Consider the following 16,380-nt stretch of genomic DNA (forward strand, 5'->3'; position numbering starts at 1 on the left):
TCTGGCCGGCCGGAAACTCGCTAATCTCCGGCCGGTGAAGCTGCTCGCCGACACCACCCCGCTGCGCAATCCCGACTACCGCAGGCTGTGGACGACCAACATCGTCACCGTCATCGGGGCCCAGCTGTCGGTGGTCGCGGTGCCGCAGCAGATCTTCCAGATCACCGGAAGTTCCGGATATGTCGGACTTTCCGGGCTTTTCGGACTCGTGCCGCTGATCCTGTTCGGGCTGTGGGGCGGTGCGCTCGCCGACGTCATGGACCGGCGCAAACTGATGGTGATCACCACCGCGGGCACCGGCGTCACCGCGGTGCTGTTCTGGGCGCAGGCGGCGGCCGGGCTCGACAACGTCTGGGTGGTGCTGGTCCTGTTCGCCGTGCAGCAGGCGTTCTTCGCGGTGAACCAGCCGACCCGCAGCGCGGCCATCTCCCGCATCCTGCCGCCCGAACAACTCGCCGCCGCCAGTTCGCTGAGCATGACCGTGCAGCAGGTCGGCGCCATCGCGGGGCCGGTGCTCGCGGGTGCGCTCATCCCGCTGATCGGGCTGTCCACGCTCTACCTCGTCGACGCCATCGCCCTGCTCGTCACGCTGTGGGCGGTGTGGCGGCTGCCCGCGTTCCCGCCGACCGGCGACACGCGCAGGGCCGGATTCCGCACGGTCCTGGACGGTTTCACGTACCTGGCCACCCAGCGCATCCTGCTCGCCTCGTTCCTGGTCGACGTCATCGCCATGGTCTTCGGCATGCCGCGCGCGCTGTTCCCGCAGATCGCGCACGAGACCTTCGGCGACCCGGCCAGCGGCGGCGTGGCGCTCGGCCTGCTGTTCGCGGCCATGTCGGCGGGCGCGGTGCTCGGCGGCGTGTTCTCCGGGTGGATTCCGCGCATTCGCCGCCAGGGTCTCGCCGTGATCGTCTGCATCGCGCTGTGGGGCGTCGCGATGGTCGGCTTCGGGCTCGCGGTCGGCTTGGCCGGGCAGCTGTTCGGGCTCGGCGTCTGGCTGTGGATCGCGGTGGCGTTCCTCGCTTTCGGCGGAGCGGTCGACATGGTGTCCGCCGCGCTGCGCACCACCATGTTGCTGACCGTCGCCACCGACGAGATGCGTGGTCGCCTGCAGGGGGTGTTCATCGTGGTGGTCGCTGGTGGCCCGCGGGTCGGTGATGTTGCCCACGGTTTTGCTGCCGCCGGCCTGGGTACCGCGGTCGCCGCGGCGGGCGGCGGCGTGCTGGTGGTGATCGGTGTCGTGCTGGCCGCGTTGGCCTTCCCAGCATTCGTTCGCTACCGGGTCGCCCGCCCGCACACCGAATCGCTGCCCGCCTGACCGGCGAAACCTCACGTGACGACACGGCGTTTGTGAGGTCGCTCGGTGGGCACCCTCGTGGCTGGGCCGCGTGGACAGCGACTAGCGTCTAGGTAATCGCACCGCCGTGCCGACCGCACTTCGATGCCGACGGTCCTAGCCTGAGAGGGATCCTTCCGTGCCCGAGAAAGACATCAACGACGCCAAACCGGTGCTGAGCTACCCGGGTGGCGAATACGCCATGACGATCACCGAAGCCTCCGAAGGCAACGACGGTGTCGACCTCGGCAAATTGCTGGCCAGCACCGGGTACGTCACGTACGACCCCGGATTCATGAACACCGCCCCGACCAAGTCGGCGATCACCTACATCGACGGCGAAGCGGGCATCCTGCGCTACCGCGGCTACCCGATCGACCAGCTGGCCGGTTCCTCGACCTTCATCGAGGTCAGCTACCTGCTGATCTACGGCGAGCTGCCGACCCAGGCTCAGCTCGACGAGTTCACCGACCGGATCCGCCGCCACACGCTGCTGCACGAGGACCTCAAGCGGTTCTTCGACGGCTTCCCGCGCAACGCGCACCCCATGCCGGTGCTCTCCTCCGCGGTCAACGCGCTGTCGGCGTACTACCAGGACTCGCTGGACCCGCGCGACCCCGAGCAGGTCGAGCTGTCCACCATCCGCCTGCTCGCGAAGCTGCCGACCATCGCGGCCTACTCGTACAAGAAGTCCGTCGGCCAGCCGTTCCTCTACCCGGACAACTCGCTGAGCCTGGTGGAGAACTTCCTGCGCATGACCTTCGGTTTCCCGGCCGAGCCCTACGAGGTCGACCCCGAAGTGGCGGCCGCGCTGGACATGCTGCTGATCCTGCACGCCGACCACGAGCAGAACTGCTCCACCTCCACGGTGCGCCTGGTCGGCTCTTCGGACGCCAACCTGTTCACCTCGGTGTCCGGCGGCATCAACGCGCTGTGGGGCCCACTGCACGGCGGCGCCAACCAGGCCGTGCTGGAGATGCTCGACGACATCAAGGCCCAGGGCGGCGACGTCAAGGAGTTCATCCGCAAGGTCAAGAACAAGGAAGACGGCGTGAAGCTCATGGGCTTCGGGCACCGCGTCTACCGCAACTACGACCCGCGCGCCTCCATCGCCAAGAAGCACGCCGACGCCATCCTGCGCAAGCTCGGCGGCGACGACGAGCTGTTCGACATCGCCCAGGCGCTGGAAGAGGCCGCGCTCACCGACGACTACTTCGTCTCGCGCCAGCTCTACCCGAACGTCGACTTCTACACCGGCGTCATCTACAAGGCCATGGGCTTCCCGACCCGCATGTTCACCGTGCTGTTCGCGATGGGCCGGCTGCCCGGCTGGATCGCGCACTGGCGCGAAATGCACAGCGAGCCGCTGAAGATCGGTCGTCCGCGCCAGATCTACACCGGTTACGGCGCGCGCGACTACCGCGAGATCACCAACCGCTGACAATCCAACCCACCTATCGAAGGGGATAGCCGAATGACCAAGCCGGTTGTCGAATTCCAAGAGGGCCCTGCGCCCACCGAGCTCGTGATCAAAGACCTTGTCGTGGGCGAGGGCAAGGAAGCCGTGCCCGGCGGCACCGTCGAGGTGCACTACGTCGGTGTCGAATTCGACAGCGGCGAGGAATTCGATTCGTCGTGGAAGCGTGGCGAATCCATCACCTTCCCGCTGCGCGGCCTGATCCAGGGCTGGCAGGACGGCATCCCCGGCATGAAGGTCGGCGGCCGTCGTCAGCTCACCATCCCGCCGGAGCTCGCCTACGGTCCGGCCGGCGCGGGCCACCACCTTTCCGGCAAGACCTTGATCTTCGTGATCGACCTGCTGAACGCAGGCTGATCGACCGACTCGCTCGTGGCCCGCACTCCCCGGAGTGCGGGCCACGGTCGTATCCGGGGCAATTGGGTGGAACCGGAACGGCTTCCGTTGCGTCGAAGATGATGTGGGCATCGTCGCCCCTCGGCAGAGGGAGACCACCGTCGCATGCTTTCCGAACCGCACCGATCGGTCGGATCTGCGGTGGGGTCATTGGATATAGTCGCCGGAAGACCTAGGCCGCGGAGGGGAAGCAGGGTGATGCGAGCGATGAAGAAGGCCGTGCTGATGGTGGGGGTGCTTGCCGCGGGGGTCGGGCTGGCGGGGTGTGGGGGATCTGCCGGTGGGAGGCGCAGCCTTCCGGTGGTGTGATGAGCAGTGCGACAACGGCTGTCGGGGTTGGCGGTGGATGTGCCGAAGGGGTACAACCCGTGTACGGATGTGCCTGAGAGTGCGCTGAAGTCGGAGCGGTTGGTGAAAGGTGTCGCCGACAACAAGGCCAACGCGGACGGACCCAATGGCACCAAGTGGCGAGGCTGTAGATGGGTCATCGCTGGCGGCAACGGTTACTCGGTGGCGATCCAGGCATCGAATCTCACCATTCCGTATGTTCGCGAGCACTACTCGTTCGACGTTCGAGAACTCACAGTCGCAGGTCGACCGGCGATCACTACGCGCCGCAACGAGACTCGCGCCAGCGAGGTTTGCAATGTCAACGTTGAGATCTGGTACAGCGATGCCAACGACCGGTTCCCGCGCCCACTGAAGTACCTCAGCCGGTTCGCCGTGCAGAACGATTTCGATCAGCACCGTCTCGGGGTGCGCGCCCGCTACTCCCGCGACGAGCTGGAGGAGATCGAGTTCGCGATGCAGACGCTGTCCACCTCGGACATGCGCATCGAAATCCTCGGCGGCTCACGGAAACACAAGAACAGCACCGGCGAGGTCAAGCAGTACCGCATCCTCGGGGCGCGCAATGTCTCGCACGCGGTGGTCGCGTTCCAGACCGTGCTCGACGACGAGAACGGCCCGATCCGGCTGCGGACCTGCCCTCCGGAATCGCTGGCCGCCCAGATCGTGCGATCCATCCCGCCGTGCCAGCCGGGCAAACAGCAGCCCGCCACCTTCCATCCCGACGATCTGCGCCCGAATCGCGACACCTATCTACAGGACAATGCCCGCAACACCCCGCGGGAGCAGTATTGACGCTTGCTCGGCAGGCCCGCGGACGGCGGCGGCTCGGCCGGTCTGCGCGTCGGTCCGCTGCACACCCGGCCCGACGCCGTGCACACGTTGCAGTGGTACGACATCGCCGACGACGGCCGCTACACCGAGGTACGCGCCCAGCACATCAGCGTGCGGCCGACGACGCCCGCCGATCTCGCGGCCGCGTTCTCGCGGTGGATCGATGGTGCCGTGCAGCGCTTGCGGGAGGTCGACGACGACCGTCTCGACGACCCGCGCAGGCACAGCAGGCTCGGATAGCGGCGCTCACTCGCGGACGATCTCGACCGGGTCGGTGAGGGCGAGGGCGATCGCGGACTGCTGGGTGGTGCTGCGCATCGGGAGGGCTTCCATGGCCTTGCCAGTCTGTGTATTGAGGTTGGTCACGATCTGCTGTAGCTGGGTGACCCCGCCGGTGAGCTGGCCGATCGCGTCGACCAGCTGCGCGCCGCCCTGTTCGGCGAGCTGGGGGAGACCCTCCGCGAGCTTGGCGCCCTCGTTGAGCTGGGCGCTGGCGGACTGGAGGCGGCCGACGACGGTACGCAGCAGCGCGCCCAGGTCGGTGTTCGGGTCGACGGCGCCGCCGACGAGCAGGTCGAGGCCGTCCAGCTGCGAGCCCGCCTGCCCCGAAACCGCGCGTAGCGCATCGAGTTTGCCGATGATGTCGGCCAGCGCGGGATCGTGGGCGAAGGGCAGCGCGCGCAGCAGCGGCAGGATCTGGTCGAGGCCGGTGCTGACGGTGCCCGCGGTCTGCTGCACCTGCGCGATCGTGATCCCGGTCGAATCCAGTGCCTCGGCAAGCTGATTCGCTTGCACGGCCGCGCCGTCGATGGTGTCGTTGAGCATGGCGATGGCCGAGGTCAGCTGCGCGGAGCCCGATCTCGCGAAGTCCAGGAAGCCGAGGAGCTGATCGGCGCCCGCGCTGAACTGATCGGCGCCCGAGGCCGCGGCATTCACCCCGGCGCCGAGCAGCTGGGCGGTGAACTGCACGCCGGTGAGCTGGCTGCGGGCCTGGGCGACGGCGGCCAGCGCGGTATCCACGCCGGTCGCGCCGATGCGGTGCGTCACCGCCTGGACGGCCCCGTTCACCAGGTCGCCGTCGGCGTTGTCGTGCGCGGCGACGGTGACGATGGCGCGCTGCGGTTGCGGACCGGCCAGCGTGCCCATGGACTGGGTGAGATCGGCGGGCAGCGTGATCACGGCGGCGTAGTCGTCGGGGTCGGTCTCGCCCGGCTTCGCCATGGTCCACTGGTAGCCCGCGCCGTCCTGCTCGAGCGCTTGCACGATGCGCGCGCCGGTCGGGCCGGTGTCGGCGTTGACCAGTGCGATCCCCGACGGCCCCGAGCCGGGGCCCGCGCAGGCGGTGAGTCCACCTCCGATCGCTCCTGCGGTGACGATCCCAACGGCGAGCAGGGCCCAGCGGGCGCGATGTCCGATCACGAAAACCGACCCTAGGGATCGCTGCTAACGGTCCCGTTGGCGTTTCTCTGAGAGTTCGATAAGGGCGCAAAGGTTTTCGTTGCGCTGAACGCCGCTCTCGCGATGCTCGCCACCATCGCGCGACAGCTGGGCGGCCATCGCCGATTCTCCGAGGGGCCCTCGACACCGCGGTACTCAGCGGCCGCGGTAACCGGACCCGTTCGACGTGAACTGGCCGTCGAGGCGATGCCGCTCCGGCAGGTCGAGCACCAACCGTGCGCCACCGAGCGGACTGTCCTCGAAGTACGCCCGCCCGCCGTGCAACTGGGCCTGCTGGGCGACCAACGCCAGGCCGAGCCCGGAGCCGCCTTTGCTCGCCTGGCTGCCGCGATAGAACCGGGCGAAGACGGCGTCGCGCTCCTCGACCGGAATGCCGCGCCCGTTGTCGTCGACGGCGATCACGATGTGGCCCCGCGGTGTTCGGTGCGCCGAGACCAGCGCCTCGGTGGCCCCGCCGTGCTTCACCGAGTTGGCGAGGGCGTTGTCCACCGCGAGGCGCAGGCCCGCGGGCAGGCCGCGGGTCACCAGCTCGGCGTCGGTCTCGATGCGCACGGTCAGGCCGGGGAAGTGGCGCATGGCGTCGTGCGCGGCCTGGTCGCACAGGTCGCCGACGTCGGTGTCCACGTGATCGCGTTCGTTGGTGAGATCGCCGGTGGCCAGCCGTTCCAGCGCGGCCAGCGTGGTTTCCACCCGGCCCTGGCTGCGCTGCAGGTCGGCGAGGATCTCCGCGCGCTGCGTCTCGTCCAGGTCGAGGGTGCGCAGCACCTCCAGGTCGGTGCGCATGGCGGTGAGCGGGGTGCGCAGTTCGTGCGCGGAGACTGCGGCGAAATCGCGCGCGGTCTCCAGCGCGGCCGCGGTCTCCTCCTGCGCTTGATCCACCCGTTGCAGCATGCGGTTCACGGCGTCGGCCAGCTCCTCGGCCTCGCGCATGCCCTTGCCGTCGACCGGGGGTTGCGGATTGTCGCGATCGGGAAAGGCGCTACGGGTGCCGACCTGACTGGTGAGGTCGACGATGGGCCGCACCGCGCGGCCTGCGAGCAACCAGCCGAGCGCGCCCGCGGCGGCCACCGCGAGCAGTGCGCCGCCCATCACCCAGCGCTGCTGTTCCGCCGTGGCGCGTGCCGCTTCGTCGGCCGGAATGCCAAGGGAGACAGTGCGATCCGGCGGTTGGTTCTCGGTCGTGGTGAGCACGCGGTACGGGACGCCGCCCACGGTGACGGTGCGCGATCCGGTGGACAGGTCGGGAAGCTGGACCGGGCTGCTCGCCACCACGGAACCCTTGTCGCGCACCGTGATCGCCATATCGTCGTTGAGCCCGGTCAGCCCGAGCACGCCGACCGCGATCACCGGGTCGAGCAGGACGAGCCGGGACGCGACCGCGAGTTGCTGGTCGCTCTGCTGCAAGTTGGTGCGCTCGATCGCCTGCACGGTGATCGCGCTCAGCGCGGTCACGATGATGACGGCGCCTGCCGCCGCCGCACCCGCCACCCGGGTGCGCAGCGAAAAGGTCTTGCGCCCACGCGTTTTCATGGCACGGCCGGATTCATTTCGGCGCTCGCAGGACGAATCCGACGCCGCGGATGGTGTGCAGCAGACGCGGGGTGTCGCCGACCTCCAGCTTGCGGCGCAGATAGCCGACGAAGACGTCCACGACGTTGGTGTCGGCGGCGAAGTCGTAGCCCCACACCAGTTCCAGCAGACGTTCCCGGCTCAGCACCACGCCCACGTTGCGCGCCAGCGTGGACAGCAGCTCGAATTCCCTTTTGGTCAGCTCGATTTCGGTGCCGTGCAGCAGCGCGCGATAACCCGCGACGTCGATCTCGAGCGGACCGACGGTGATGGCGCCGGGGGTCGCGGGGGCGGGTGTGTCGGTGCGGCGGCGCAGCAGCGCGCGGATCCGCGCCACGAGCTCGGCGAGCACGAACGGTTTCACCAGGTAGTCGTCGGCGCCGGATTCCAGCCCGGAGATCCGGTCGTCCACCGAGGCGCGGGCGCTGAGCACGCAGATGGGTACTTCGTTGCCCATGGCGCGCAGCGCGGTCACCACCCCGGCGCCGTCCAGCACCGGCATGTTCATGTCCAGCACGATGGCGTCGGGGGCGTGCTCGCTCACGCTGCGCAACGCCGCGGCGCCGTCCCGGGCGACCAGCACCCGGAAACCGGACAGCCGCAGCCCGCGCTCGACGGAGGCGAGCACGTCCTCGTCGTCGTCGACAACGAGGACGGTCGGCGTCGAGGTGGTCACGTCGTTCATTCTGCCGCTCTCGGGTGCGGTCGTCGGTCAGGCGTCGATCAGTAGTTGTGGCAGGACGCCGCCACGGCCTGGATCGTCTCGCGCAGTCCCGCCGCTCGCGGATCGTTCTCCGCCTCGCGCGCGGCGCCCGGGTTCTGGTCGACCAGGCGCTGGAACTCGGCGCGGCGCTGCTCCACCGGCTGATCGAAGCGGCGCTGGAGCTCCGCCTTCCTGGACGGGTTCGCGTCGAGCATCGCGGCCAGCTGCGGCGCCTTGTCGTGCAACGCGGCGTCGACCTGGGCGAAGGTGCAGTCCGAGGCGAGCAGCGGGGCGGCCAGCTCCGCCGGGTCGGCGGACGCGAGCGCCGGGGAAAGCAACATCGCCACCGTGGCCATGCTGCCCGCGGTCAGCGCGGCACGACCGGTGCGACGACGGAAAGAGTTCATCGAGAATGCCTCCAGTTCTTCGAGGGATCGAGCGAAAGCGCATCCGACGCTATTGCGAAGCGCTGGCACGCGTGTGAGCTATCCCTGAGAAAGTTCTGAGGGCACGATCGCCACCGGAGGGGAATCAGGACGGCGCAACGGGATCCGAGTCGGGCAGGGTCGCCTCGCCGTTGTCCGCCGCCGCGTTCGCCTCCTCCTCGTCGGCCCTGGTGGTGATGATCTGATCCTCCAGCGCGGCGAGCACGGCCGGGTCCTCGATGGTGGAGGGCATGTCGTAGGTGTCGCCCGCGGTGATCTGCCGGATCGTCTTGCGCAGGATCTTGCCCGATCTGGTCTTCGGCAGCCCGGCGACGACGATCGCGTCGTGCAGCGTGGCGATCGCGCCGATCTTCTCGCGCACCAGGGCGATGAGTTCCTCGCGCAACTGGACCGGGTCGACCTCGACGCCTTCCTTGAGGACGACGTAGGCGATCGGGCGCTGGCCCTTGAGCTCGTCGGGCAGACCGATCACCGCGCACTCGGCCACCGCCTCGTGCCCGGCGATGGCGGCCTCGATGCTGCCCGCCGACAGCCGGTGGCCCGCCATGTTGATCACGTCGTCGCTGCGGCCGAGGACGTAGAGGTAGCCGTCCTCGTCGAAGTAGCCCGAGTCGCCGGTCAGGTAGTGCCCGGGGAAGGCCGACATGTACGAGCGGCTGAAGCGGGGCTCGTCCTGCCACAGGCCGGTCAGCGTGCCCGGCGGCATCGGCAGCCCGATGACGATGTTGCCCTCGGTGCCCGCGGGGACGGGGTTGCCCTCGGCGTCCAGCACCCGCAGTCGATAGCCGGGCACCGGCACCGAGGCCGAACCCGGCTTGATCGGCAGCTCCTGTAGTCCTAGTAGGTTGGCGCAGATCGGCCAGCCGGTCTCGGTCTGCCACCAGTGGTCGACGACCGGGCAGTCGGGGCGGTCGGCCAGCAAGGTGCCGGTCGCCCACTCGTAGGTGGCCGGGTCGAGCCGCTCGCCCGCGCAGAACAGCGCGCGCAGCGAGGACAGGTCGTAGTTGCGGGCCAGCTTGGCCTCGGCGTCCGCCTTGCGGATGGCGCGCAGCGCGGTCGGCGCGGTGAACAGCACGCGCACGCCGTGTTCGGCGACCACGCGCCAGAACGCGCCCGAGTCCGGGGTGCCGACCGGCTTGCCCTCGTAGAGCAGCGTGGTCGCGCCGACGAGCAGCGGCGCGTAGACGATGTAGGAGTGGCCGACCACCCAGCCGACGTCGGAGGCGGCCCACATCACCTGGCCGGGGCCGACGTCATAGATGTTGCGCATCGACCAGGCCAGCGCGACCGCGTGGCCCCCGTTGTCGCGGACGACGCCCTTCGGCTTCCCGGTGGTGCCCGAGGTGTAGAGGATGTAGAGCGGATCGGTGGCCGCGACCGGCACCGGATCGGCGGGCTCCGCGTCGCGCACCGCGTCCTCCCAGTCCAGCCACTGCGCCGCCACCGTGGCTTCGGAGCTCGGCAGCGTCTCGGTGGCTGCCTGGGGCGCGGCGAAGGTGATCGGGGTGAACTGGTCGGGCCGCTGCTTGACGATCACATGCCGCGGGGCGGTGGTCTCCGCGATGTCGAGCGCCTGCAACACGATGGGCGGGTATTCGATCTTGCGGCCCGGCTCGATGCCGCCGGAGGCGGTGATGATCAGCACAGGCTGGGCGTCATCGATGCGGGCGGCCAGCTCCGGGGCGGCGAAGCCGCCGAACACCACCGAGTGCACCGCGCCGATCCGCGCGCAGGCGAGCATCGCGATCACGGCTTCGGGAATCATCGGAAGGTAGATGACCACTCGATCGCCCTTGCGGACACCGAGCCCGGTCATCGCGCCCGCGAAGGTGGCCACCTCGTCGAGCAGTTCGGCGTAGCTGAAAACGACCTTGGCGCCGGTCATAGCGGAGTCGTATATTAGGGCGGGCTGATCGGCCAGGCCCCCCTCGTCGGCGGTGCCGGTGCGCACATGACGGTCGAGGGCATTGAAGGAGGTATTGAGGCTGGCATCCGGAAACCACCTGGTCACGGGCCTGGCAGTCGGGTCGACGATCTGGCTGGGGGGCACCTCCCAGTCGATCGCTTCGGCCGCGCCGGCCCAGAACTCGGCGGGATCGACCAGGCTGGTCTGATAGACGGGTCGGTAGTCGTGCTTCGCGTGTCCACCCGTCGACCGGCCACCGCCCTCCACCGAATCACCCTGTGATGCTGTGCTCAAACCCGTGACTCCCTAGCTTCGCCTCGATGCCCGCCTCGATAGATCTGGATGATTGTGGCAGACTTCACGCGACGCCCGGGTGGGTGCCGCGACCTTTGGTTTTGCCTGGAACGGGCAGGTCAAGGCCCGTAGCTATACTCGATGTCACCCAAGCTGTTATTGATCCGTTAGAATCTGATGTCACTTATTTCGGCCGTCGTAGACGCAATTTCTCGGCCAGCCGCAGTTCTCGGCCAGCTCCACCCGTCGAGCCAGCATGCGATTGTGGAGGTTCGCTGATGGCGCGCGTGAATGGGGCCAGTTTGGAAAGTGAGTGGGAGATGCGTGACGCCGCTAGGTCCGGCAAGAAGCGCTGGGCGCTCGGCAATTGGGACCTGCGCTGGAAGGTTACGGCGGTTCTTGCCGTGCCGCTGGCGGTCGCGGTGGGCCTCGGCGTGTCGAGGATTACCTCGGAGTTCACCGAAGCGAACCGCTTGGAAGGGGTCGCAGGGAACGTCGCGGCGATCCCGGCCGTCACCGGTCTGAGTGCGGCCTCGGCCACGGTCGCGGGCTCGCAGATGGTCTCGCTGTTGCCGGGCCAGAGCGTGGTGACCGACCAGGACCTCAGTGATCTGGACAAGGCGATATCCACGGCGCAGAGCGCCGTGAGCAAGCTCGCCGGGCAGCCGAAGGCCGAGGCCGCGCTGCAGAACATGATCACCGAGGCCAAGGGGATCCTGTCCAGAGGCAAGGCCGCCGCGGACTCCGCGGAGGCGCTCGGCGGGATCGACAGGATCCGCAACGACAGCGTGCGGATCGTGGAGAGCACCGTCTCGCAGGTGTCCGACCCCGCGCTGGACGCCGCGAAGCTGCGCCTGGTGGACTCGCTGAACACCCGCGCGACCCTGGTCGGCGAGCTCGCCGCGTTCAACGACGTGCTGCACAGCACCCAGTCCGGCATCGCGTCCTTCCTGACCGCCGCGAACACCGAGCGGCAGCTGCTGAACGTGCTCGCGCACCGCTTCCCCGACGGCGACGCCTCGATCGCGGACATGCGCGCGGGCGTCGACAACCGGGTCTCGCTGCTGGGCAGCCCGGAGGCGGCGGCGGGCAAGATCCCGCTCGGCGAGTTGAAGAACTCGCTGACCGGCAGCGTCGACGTCTACGAGCGAGTGGTCGCCAAGGCCACCAAGGACATCGACACCGCGATGGACGCGCTGGCGGCTCAGGCCAACCGCGACGCCTGGACCTATACCGCGGTCGTCATCGCGACCATCCTCGCGGCGCTGCTGCTCGCGGTGTTCGTCGCGCGCTCGATGATCGTGCCGCTGCACCGGCTGCGCCTCGCGGCGCTGCGCGTGGCGGAGAGCGATCTGCCGCACGAGGTCGCCCAGCTGCGTACCGGCGCCCGCCCGGAGGACGTGCCGCTGGAGCCGATGCCGGTGCGTAGCACCGAGGAAATCGGTCAGCTGGCGCGCGCCGTCGACGACATCCACGGCCAGGCGCTGCGCCTCGCGAGCGACCAGGCGCAGATGCGCCGTCAGGTGAACGATATGTTCGAGACCCTGGCCCGCCGCTCCAAGTCGCTGGTCGACCATCAGCTCAGCCTCATCGAGGCGATGGAGTACGACGAGAAGGACCCCCGCCTGTTGGAGAACCTCTTCCGGCTGGACCATCTCGCCGCCCGTATGCGTCGTAACGGCGACAACCTGCTGATTCTGGCGGGTACGAAGCAGCGCCGCGGCAAGTCCGCGCCGGTCGAGGTCGCCGACGTGCTGCGTGCCGCGATCTCCGAGGTCGAGGACTACGAGCGGGTCAAGCTCGGCGCGACGCCTCGCGGTTCGCTGAAGGAACCGGCCGCCTCCGACCTCGCGCACCTGTTCGCCGAGCTGCTGGACAACGCGCTGCGGGCCTCCCCGCCGGAGACCGACGTGAAGTTCACCTTCGCGCAGGCACACGACCAGGGCATGCTCATCGAGGTCGCCGACCGCGGCATCGGTATGCCGCCCACGGAGATGGTCGAGATCAACAGGAAGCTCGAGCAGACCGCGGAACCCGGCCCCGACACCGCCCGGCACATGGGTCTGTTCGTGGTCGGCCGCCTTGCCGAGCGCCACGGCCTGACCGTGCGGCTGCGCCCGACCTTCGACACCGCGCGCGATCCCGGTGTGACCGTGACGGTGCACGTGCCGATCGGACTGATCGTCGCCGGAGGGCCGATCTCGGGCCCGCAGCCCGTGACGCCGACACCGTCGCCCGCCGCGCCGCAGCGCCAGTCGACTCCGTCGTCGTCCATGCAGATGCGCTCGATCACCCGCACGCCGGGCGGCAACATGATGGTCACCGTCGATCCTGGGGTGAGCGGACCGATTCCGGTCAGCAAGCCCGCCGAGACGAGCGACGACGCCGCGGGCGGACTCCCGCAGCGTCAGCCGGGCAACGCGATGCCGACCGGACTGCGCCAGGACACGGCTCAGTCGAGCCCGACCCTGCGTCCGCAGCCCGGCCAGACCTCCAACGGTCCGCAGCGCGGCAAGCTCGCCGCGGCGAGCCTGCCCAAGCGCAACCTATCCCCGGGTGGCCCGCAGCGGCCGACGCCGCCGCCGACTGTCAGCGGCGCGAAGCCGGGCGGCACCGGTGCGCCGCCGCAGCGCGAGACGCCGCAGTCCGGTGATCTCCCGCAGCGTCAGCCGGGTACCAACGGCGTACCGAAGCCGACCGTCGGCGGTCTGCCGCAGCGCCAGCCCGGTACGAACGGTGCGCCCTCGCGTGACGCGGCCTCGGGCCTGTCTCCGCGTGACGCCGCCTCGGGCCTGTCCTCGCGTGATTCGGCCTCGGGCCTGTCCTCGCGTGGCGCGGCCTCCGGTGGTTTGCCGCAGCGTGATTCGGCGGCGGGTGGTTTGCCGCAGCGTGATTCCGCCGCGGGTGGTTTGCCGCAGCGTCAGCCGGGCGCCAACGGAATGCCGCCGCGTAAGCCGTCTTCCGGCCTCCCGCCACGCGAGGGCGCCGCGAACGGTCTGTCGCAGCGCGACCCGGCGCCCAACGGTCTGCCGCAGCGGGAGCCCGGTGCGAACGGTGCGCCCGCGCGTGACGCCGCGTCGGGTCTGCCGCAGCGTGACCCGTCCGTCGGTGGTTTGCCGCAGCGTGAGTCCGCGTCCGGTGGTCTGCCGCAGCGCGATCCCGCGTCCGGTGGCTTGCCGCAGCGTGACTCGGCCTCCGGTGGTTTGCCGCAGCGTGATTTCGCCTCCGGCGGCTTGCCGCAGCGCGATTCCGCCGCGGGTGGTCTGCACCAGCGCGATCCCGCAGCCGGTGGTTTGCCGCAGCGTGATTTCGCCTCCGGTGGTTTGCCGCAGCGTGATTCGGCCTCGGGTGGTCTGCACCAGCGTGACTCCGCCTCCGGCGGTCTGTCGCAGCGTCAGCCGGGTGGCAACGGCCTGCCCCAGCGCGAGCCGGGCGCCAGCGGCGCACCGCGGCGCGACCCGTCCTCGGGTGGTCTGCCGCAGCGGCCTGCCGCGGCGGACCGCCTGTCGCAGCGCGAGGCCCCCAACGGCCTGCAACAGCGTCCTACGGCCGCACCGTCGCCCACCGGCCTGCCGCAGCGGGATCCCGGCGCCACGGTGATGCCGCAGCGCGAGGTGCCGCCGGGAGTCGGGCTGCCGCAACGGGAACGGACCGTGCAGCCCGCCGCGACCCACGCGGAACAGGGAGCCGAGCCGAGCACGCAGGCGGGCCGCGACCCCGGCAAGCACAGTTACCGGTCCAATCCGTCGAAGACGGCGTCGTTCTTCCAGACTCGCCTGCAACCCGCGGTCGAGCCCGGTTCGACGATGGACAGCCCGATCTTCGCCGAGATGATGTCGGCGTGGCTGGCCGATCCGAACCCGGACCGGTCCCAGATCGCCGCCTCCTTCGAGGGGGCGCCGGGCGACGAAGGTTGGCAGGCCGCACGCCGGGCCAGCGAGGCGCAAGCCGAAACAAAAACCGCCGCCGGCTTGCCTCAACGCAATCCGGGCGGGAGGCTTGTCCCCGGCGCCGTCAGCGGCACCGCGGATCGGGCGCCGAGCCGAGATCCGGAAACGATCAGGTCCAGCTTGAGCCGTCACCAGCAGGGCGTCCGGGATGGCCGTGCGATGAGAGAAATGAACCTAACCGGAGACAAAGGAGACCGATGAACCCCGATCTAGGTGGTACGAACCGTCAGCTGGATTGGCTGGTTTCGAACTTCGCCAACGAGGTTCCTGGCGTAGCTCATGCCGTCCTGGTCTCGGCTGACGGCCTACTCATGGCCGCGAGCGCCCAGCTGCCCGTCGACCGCGCTGAACAACTCTCGGCGGTCACCGCCGGCCTGGCCAGCCTCTCGGTCGGCGTCTCGAACCTGTTCGAGGGCGGCACGGTGCTGCAGTCGGTCGTCGAGATGGAACACGGATACCTGCTGCTGATGGCGGTCGGCGACGGCTCCTATCTCGCGGTGCTGACCAATACGTCCTGCGATATCGGACAGGTCGGCTACGAGATGGCTCTGTTGGTCGAGCGTGTTGGCCAGACGGTACAGGCCACGCCACGCGTCACGATGGGTTCCTGATGGTGGGATGGACATAGAAGATCACCGCGTGGGGAGCGCCGAGCCGAGTCTCGTTCGCCCATACTCGTTGACCGCGGGCCGGACCAGGCCCACGGTCGAGTTGGCGCTGGAGGCCCTCGTCGCATCGCATCCGGTCGCCCTGGAGCGGCAGTTCGAACTGACCAACATCGAGACGTCAATCGTGGAGTTGTGCAGAGAATCGCCGTCCGTTGCCGAAGTAGCGGCTCGACTCGGAATTCCGATAGGTGTGGCACGAGTACTCGTGGCCGACCTCATCGAGGCCGGGCACGTACGCGTTTCGGCGACTTTGAAAGACGATTCCAGCGACGATGAACGTCGCGAGCTGATCGAAAGGGTTCTCAGTGGACTCCGGCGTATTTGATTCGACGGCACAGGTCGATACCCGCACCAGCAAGCCCACCTCGGCGAAGATCGTGGTCGCTGGTGGTTTCGGTGTTGGCAAGACCACGTTGGTCGGTGCCGTCTCGGAGATCGTTCCGCTGCGTACCGAGGCATTGGTGACCAATGCCAGTACCGGAATCGATAATCTGACCGGCATTCCGATGAAGTCCACCACCACGGTGGCCATGGACTTCGGCCGGATCAGCCTCGCGGACGATCTGGTTCTGTACTTGTTCGGTACGCCGGGCCAGTACCGGTTCTGGTTCATGTGGGACGACCTGATCCGGGGTGCCATCGGCGCCGTGGTGCTGGTCGACACCCGCAGGCTGGAGGACAGCTTCGCGGCCGTCGACTACTTCGAAGCGCGCAACCTACCCTTCCTGGTCGCGCTCAACGAATTCGACGACGCACCGCGTTATCCGATCGAGGACATCCGCCAGGCACTCGCGGTGCCCGCGGACGTGCCGATCCTGTCCATCGACGCGCGCCGGCGCGAGCCCGCCAAGCAGGCGCTGGTCTCGCTCACCGAGTACGCCCTACGCAAGGTGATGCAGGGCTACTGATCGCGGGGGCGGCCGCGGCTCGCCGCGGCTGTCTCGTCACCGACCGATCCGCCGCGCGGACGGCTGTGCCGTCCGACCGTGCGGATA

General features: G+C 69.0%; 14 protein-coding genes. 9 read left to right on the forward strand and 5 right to left on the reverse strand.

Annotation, left to right across the window (positions count from 1 at the left end; translation table 11 throughout):
• The first annotated feature begins 34 nt into the window (after positions 1-34).
• The 5 genes from AC3EO7_RS04880 to AC3EO7_RS04900 all read left to right on the forward strand — a co-directional run bounded on the left by AC3EO7_RS04880 (position 35) and on the right by AC3EO7_RS04900 (position 4,631).
• Positions 35-1,318, forward strand: coding sequence for an MFS transporter (locus tag AC3EO7_RS04880; RefSeq protein WP_431963841.1), 1,284 nt, complete (start codon positions 35-37; stop codon positions 1,316-1,318).
• Positions 1,319-1,475: 157 nt separating this feature from the next.
• Positions 1,476-2,777 carry a citrate synthase gene (locus tag AC3EO7_RS04885; RefSeq protein WP_431963843.1) on the forward strand — a complete coding sequence of 434 codons (1,302 nt, stop codon included), beginning with the start codon at positions 1,476-1,478 and terminating at the stop codon, positions 2,775-2,777.
• A gap of 33 nt (positions 2,778-2,810) precedes the next feature.
• Complete coding sequence (locus AC3EO7_RS04890) at positions 2,811-3,170, forward strand: FKBP-type peptidyl-prolyl cis-trans isomerase (RefSeq protein WP_431963845.1); 360 nt, start codon at positions 2,811-2,813, stop codon at positions 3,168-3,170.
• A 387-nt stretch (positions 3,171-3,557) separates the two neighbouring features.
• Complete coding sequence (locus AC3EO7_RS04895) at positions 3,558-4,352, forward strand: DUF3558 family protein (protein WP_435590617.1); 795 nt, start codon at positions 3,558-3,560, stop codon at positions 4,350-4,352.
• 3 nt (positions 4,353-4,355) lie between these two features.
• Positions 4,356-4,631 carry a hypothetical protein gene (locus AC3EO7_RS04900; RefSeq protein WP_435590544.1) on the forward strand — a complete coding sequence of 92 codons (276 nt, stop codon included), beginning with the start codon at positions 4,356-4,358 and terminating at the stop codon, positions 4,629-4,631.
• 6 nt (positions 4,632-4,637) lie between these two features.
• Here the strand turns inward: AC3EO7_RS04900 and AC3EO7_RS04905 are convergent, their stop codons facing one another.
• The 5 genes from AC3EO7_RS04905 to AC3EO7_RS04925 form a co-directional block, all read right to left on the reverse strand.
• Positions 4,638-5,810, reverse strand: coding sequence for a YhgE/Pip domain-containing protein (locus tag AC3EO7_RS04905; RefSeq protein ID WP_431963847.1), 1,173 nt, complete (start codon positions 5,808-5,810; stop codon positions 4,638-4,640).
• A gap of 174 nt (positions 5,811-5,984) precedes the next feature.
• The gene (locus tag AC3EO7_RS04910; RefSeq protein ID WP_435590545.1) at positions 5,985-7,379 is read right to left on the reverse strand and encodes a sensor histidine kinase; all 1,395 of its coding nucleotides are present in this window, start codon (positions 7,377-7,379) and stop codon (positions 5,985-5,987) included.
• Positions 7,380-7,392: 13 nt separating this feature from the next.
• Positions 7,393-8,103 carry a response regulator transcription factor gene (locus AC3EO7_RS04915; protein ID WP_431963851.1) on the reverse strand — a complete coding sequence of 237 codons (711 nt, stop codon included), beginning with the start codon at positions 8,101-8,103 and terminating at the stop codon, positions 7,393-7,395.
• A gap of 38 nt (positions 8,104-8,141) precedes the next feature.
• On the reverse strand, positions 8,142-8,528 hold the full coding sequence (locus AC3EO7_RS04920) for a hemophore-related protein (RefSeq protein WP_431963853.1): 387 nt from the start codon (positions 8,526-8,528) through the stop codon (positions 8,142-8,144).
• Between the two features lie 124 nt (positions 8,529-8,652).
• On the reverse strand, positions 8,653-10,740 hold the full coding sequence (locus AC3EO7_RS04925; protein ID WP_431964521.1) for an AMP-binding protein: 2,088 nt from the start codon (positions 10,738-10,740) through the stop codon (positions 8,653-8,655).
• A gap of 305 nt (positions 10,741-11,045) precedes the next feature.
• Here AC3EO7_RS04925 and AC3EO7_RS04930 point away from each other — a divergent pair, with 305 nt between their 5' ends.
• Genes AC3EO7_RS04930 through AC3EO7_RS04945 form a run of 4 tightly spaced genes read left to right on the forward strand, consistent with a single transcriptional unit; the run spans position 11,046 to position 16,293 of the window.
• Entirely contained in the window at positions 11,046-14,918 is a 3,873-nt protein-coding gene (locus AC3EO7_RS04930; protein WP_435590546.1) for a HAMP domain-containing sensor histidine kinase, read from the forward strand.
• The gene (locus AC3EO7_RS04935) at positions 14,915-15,328 is read left to right on the forward strand and encodes a roadblock/LC7 domain-containing protein (protein WP_011207200.1); all 414 of its coding nucleotides are present in this window, start codon (positions 14,915-14,917) and stop codon (positions 15,326-15,328) included. The genes AC3EO7_RS04930 and AC3EO7_RS04935 overlap by 4 nt, the downstream gene beginning before the upstream one ends.
• 7 nt (positions 15,329-15,335) lie before the next feature.
• A complete protein-coding gene (locus tag AC3EO7_RS04940) occupies positions 15,336-15,710 on the forward strand; it encodes a DUF742 domain-containing protein (RefSeq protein WP_067785475.1) in 375 nt (124 codons plus the stop codon).
• Entirely contained in the window at positions 15,691-16,293 is a 603-nt protein-coding gene (locus AC3EO7_RS04945) for a GTP-binding protein (protein WP_174414979.1), read from the forward strand. Before AC3EO7_RS04940 ends, AC3EO7_RS04945 begins: the two co-directional genes overlap by 20 nt.
• Positions 16,294-16,380: the final 87 nt, after the last annotated feature.

Source organism: Nocardia sp. bgisy118, assembly GCF_057708605.1.

Bases quoted from the DNA above. Each gene is read 5' to 3' on its own strand.
- AC3EO7_RS04890 (WP_431963845.1), top strand. From the start codon at position 2,811: ATGACCAAGCCGGTTGTCGAATTCCAAGAGGGCCCTGCGCCCACCGAG.
- AC3EO7_RS04910 (WP_435590545.1), bottom strand. From the start codon at position 7,379: ATGAAAACGCGTGGGCGCAAGACCTTTTCGCTGCGCACCCGGGTGGCG.
- AC3EO7_RS04930 (WP_435590546.1), top strand. From the start codon at position 11,046: ATGGCGCGCGTGAATGGGGCCAGTTTGGAAAGTGAGTGGGAGATGCGT.
- AC3EO7_RS04920 (WP_431963853.1), bottom strand. From the start codon at position 8,528: ATGAACTCTTTCCGTCGTCGCACCGGTCGTGCCGCGCTGACCGCGGGC.
- AC3EO7_RS04940 (WP_067785475.1), top strand. From the start codon at position 15,336: ATGGACATAGAAGATCACCGCGTGGGGAGCGCCGAGCCGAGTCTCGTT.
- AC3EO7_RS04915 (WP_431963851.1), bottom strand. From the start codon at position 8,103: ATGAACGACGTGACCACCTCGACGCCGACCGTCCTCGTTGTCGACGAC.
- AC3EO7_RS04935 (WP_011207200.1), top strand. From the start codon at position 14,915: ATGAACCCCGATCTAGGTGGTACGAACCGTCAGCTGGATTGGCTGGTT.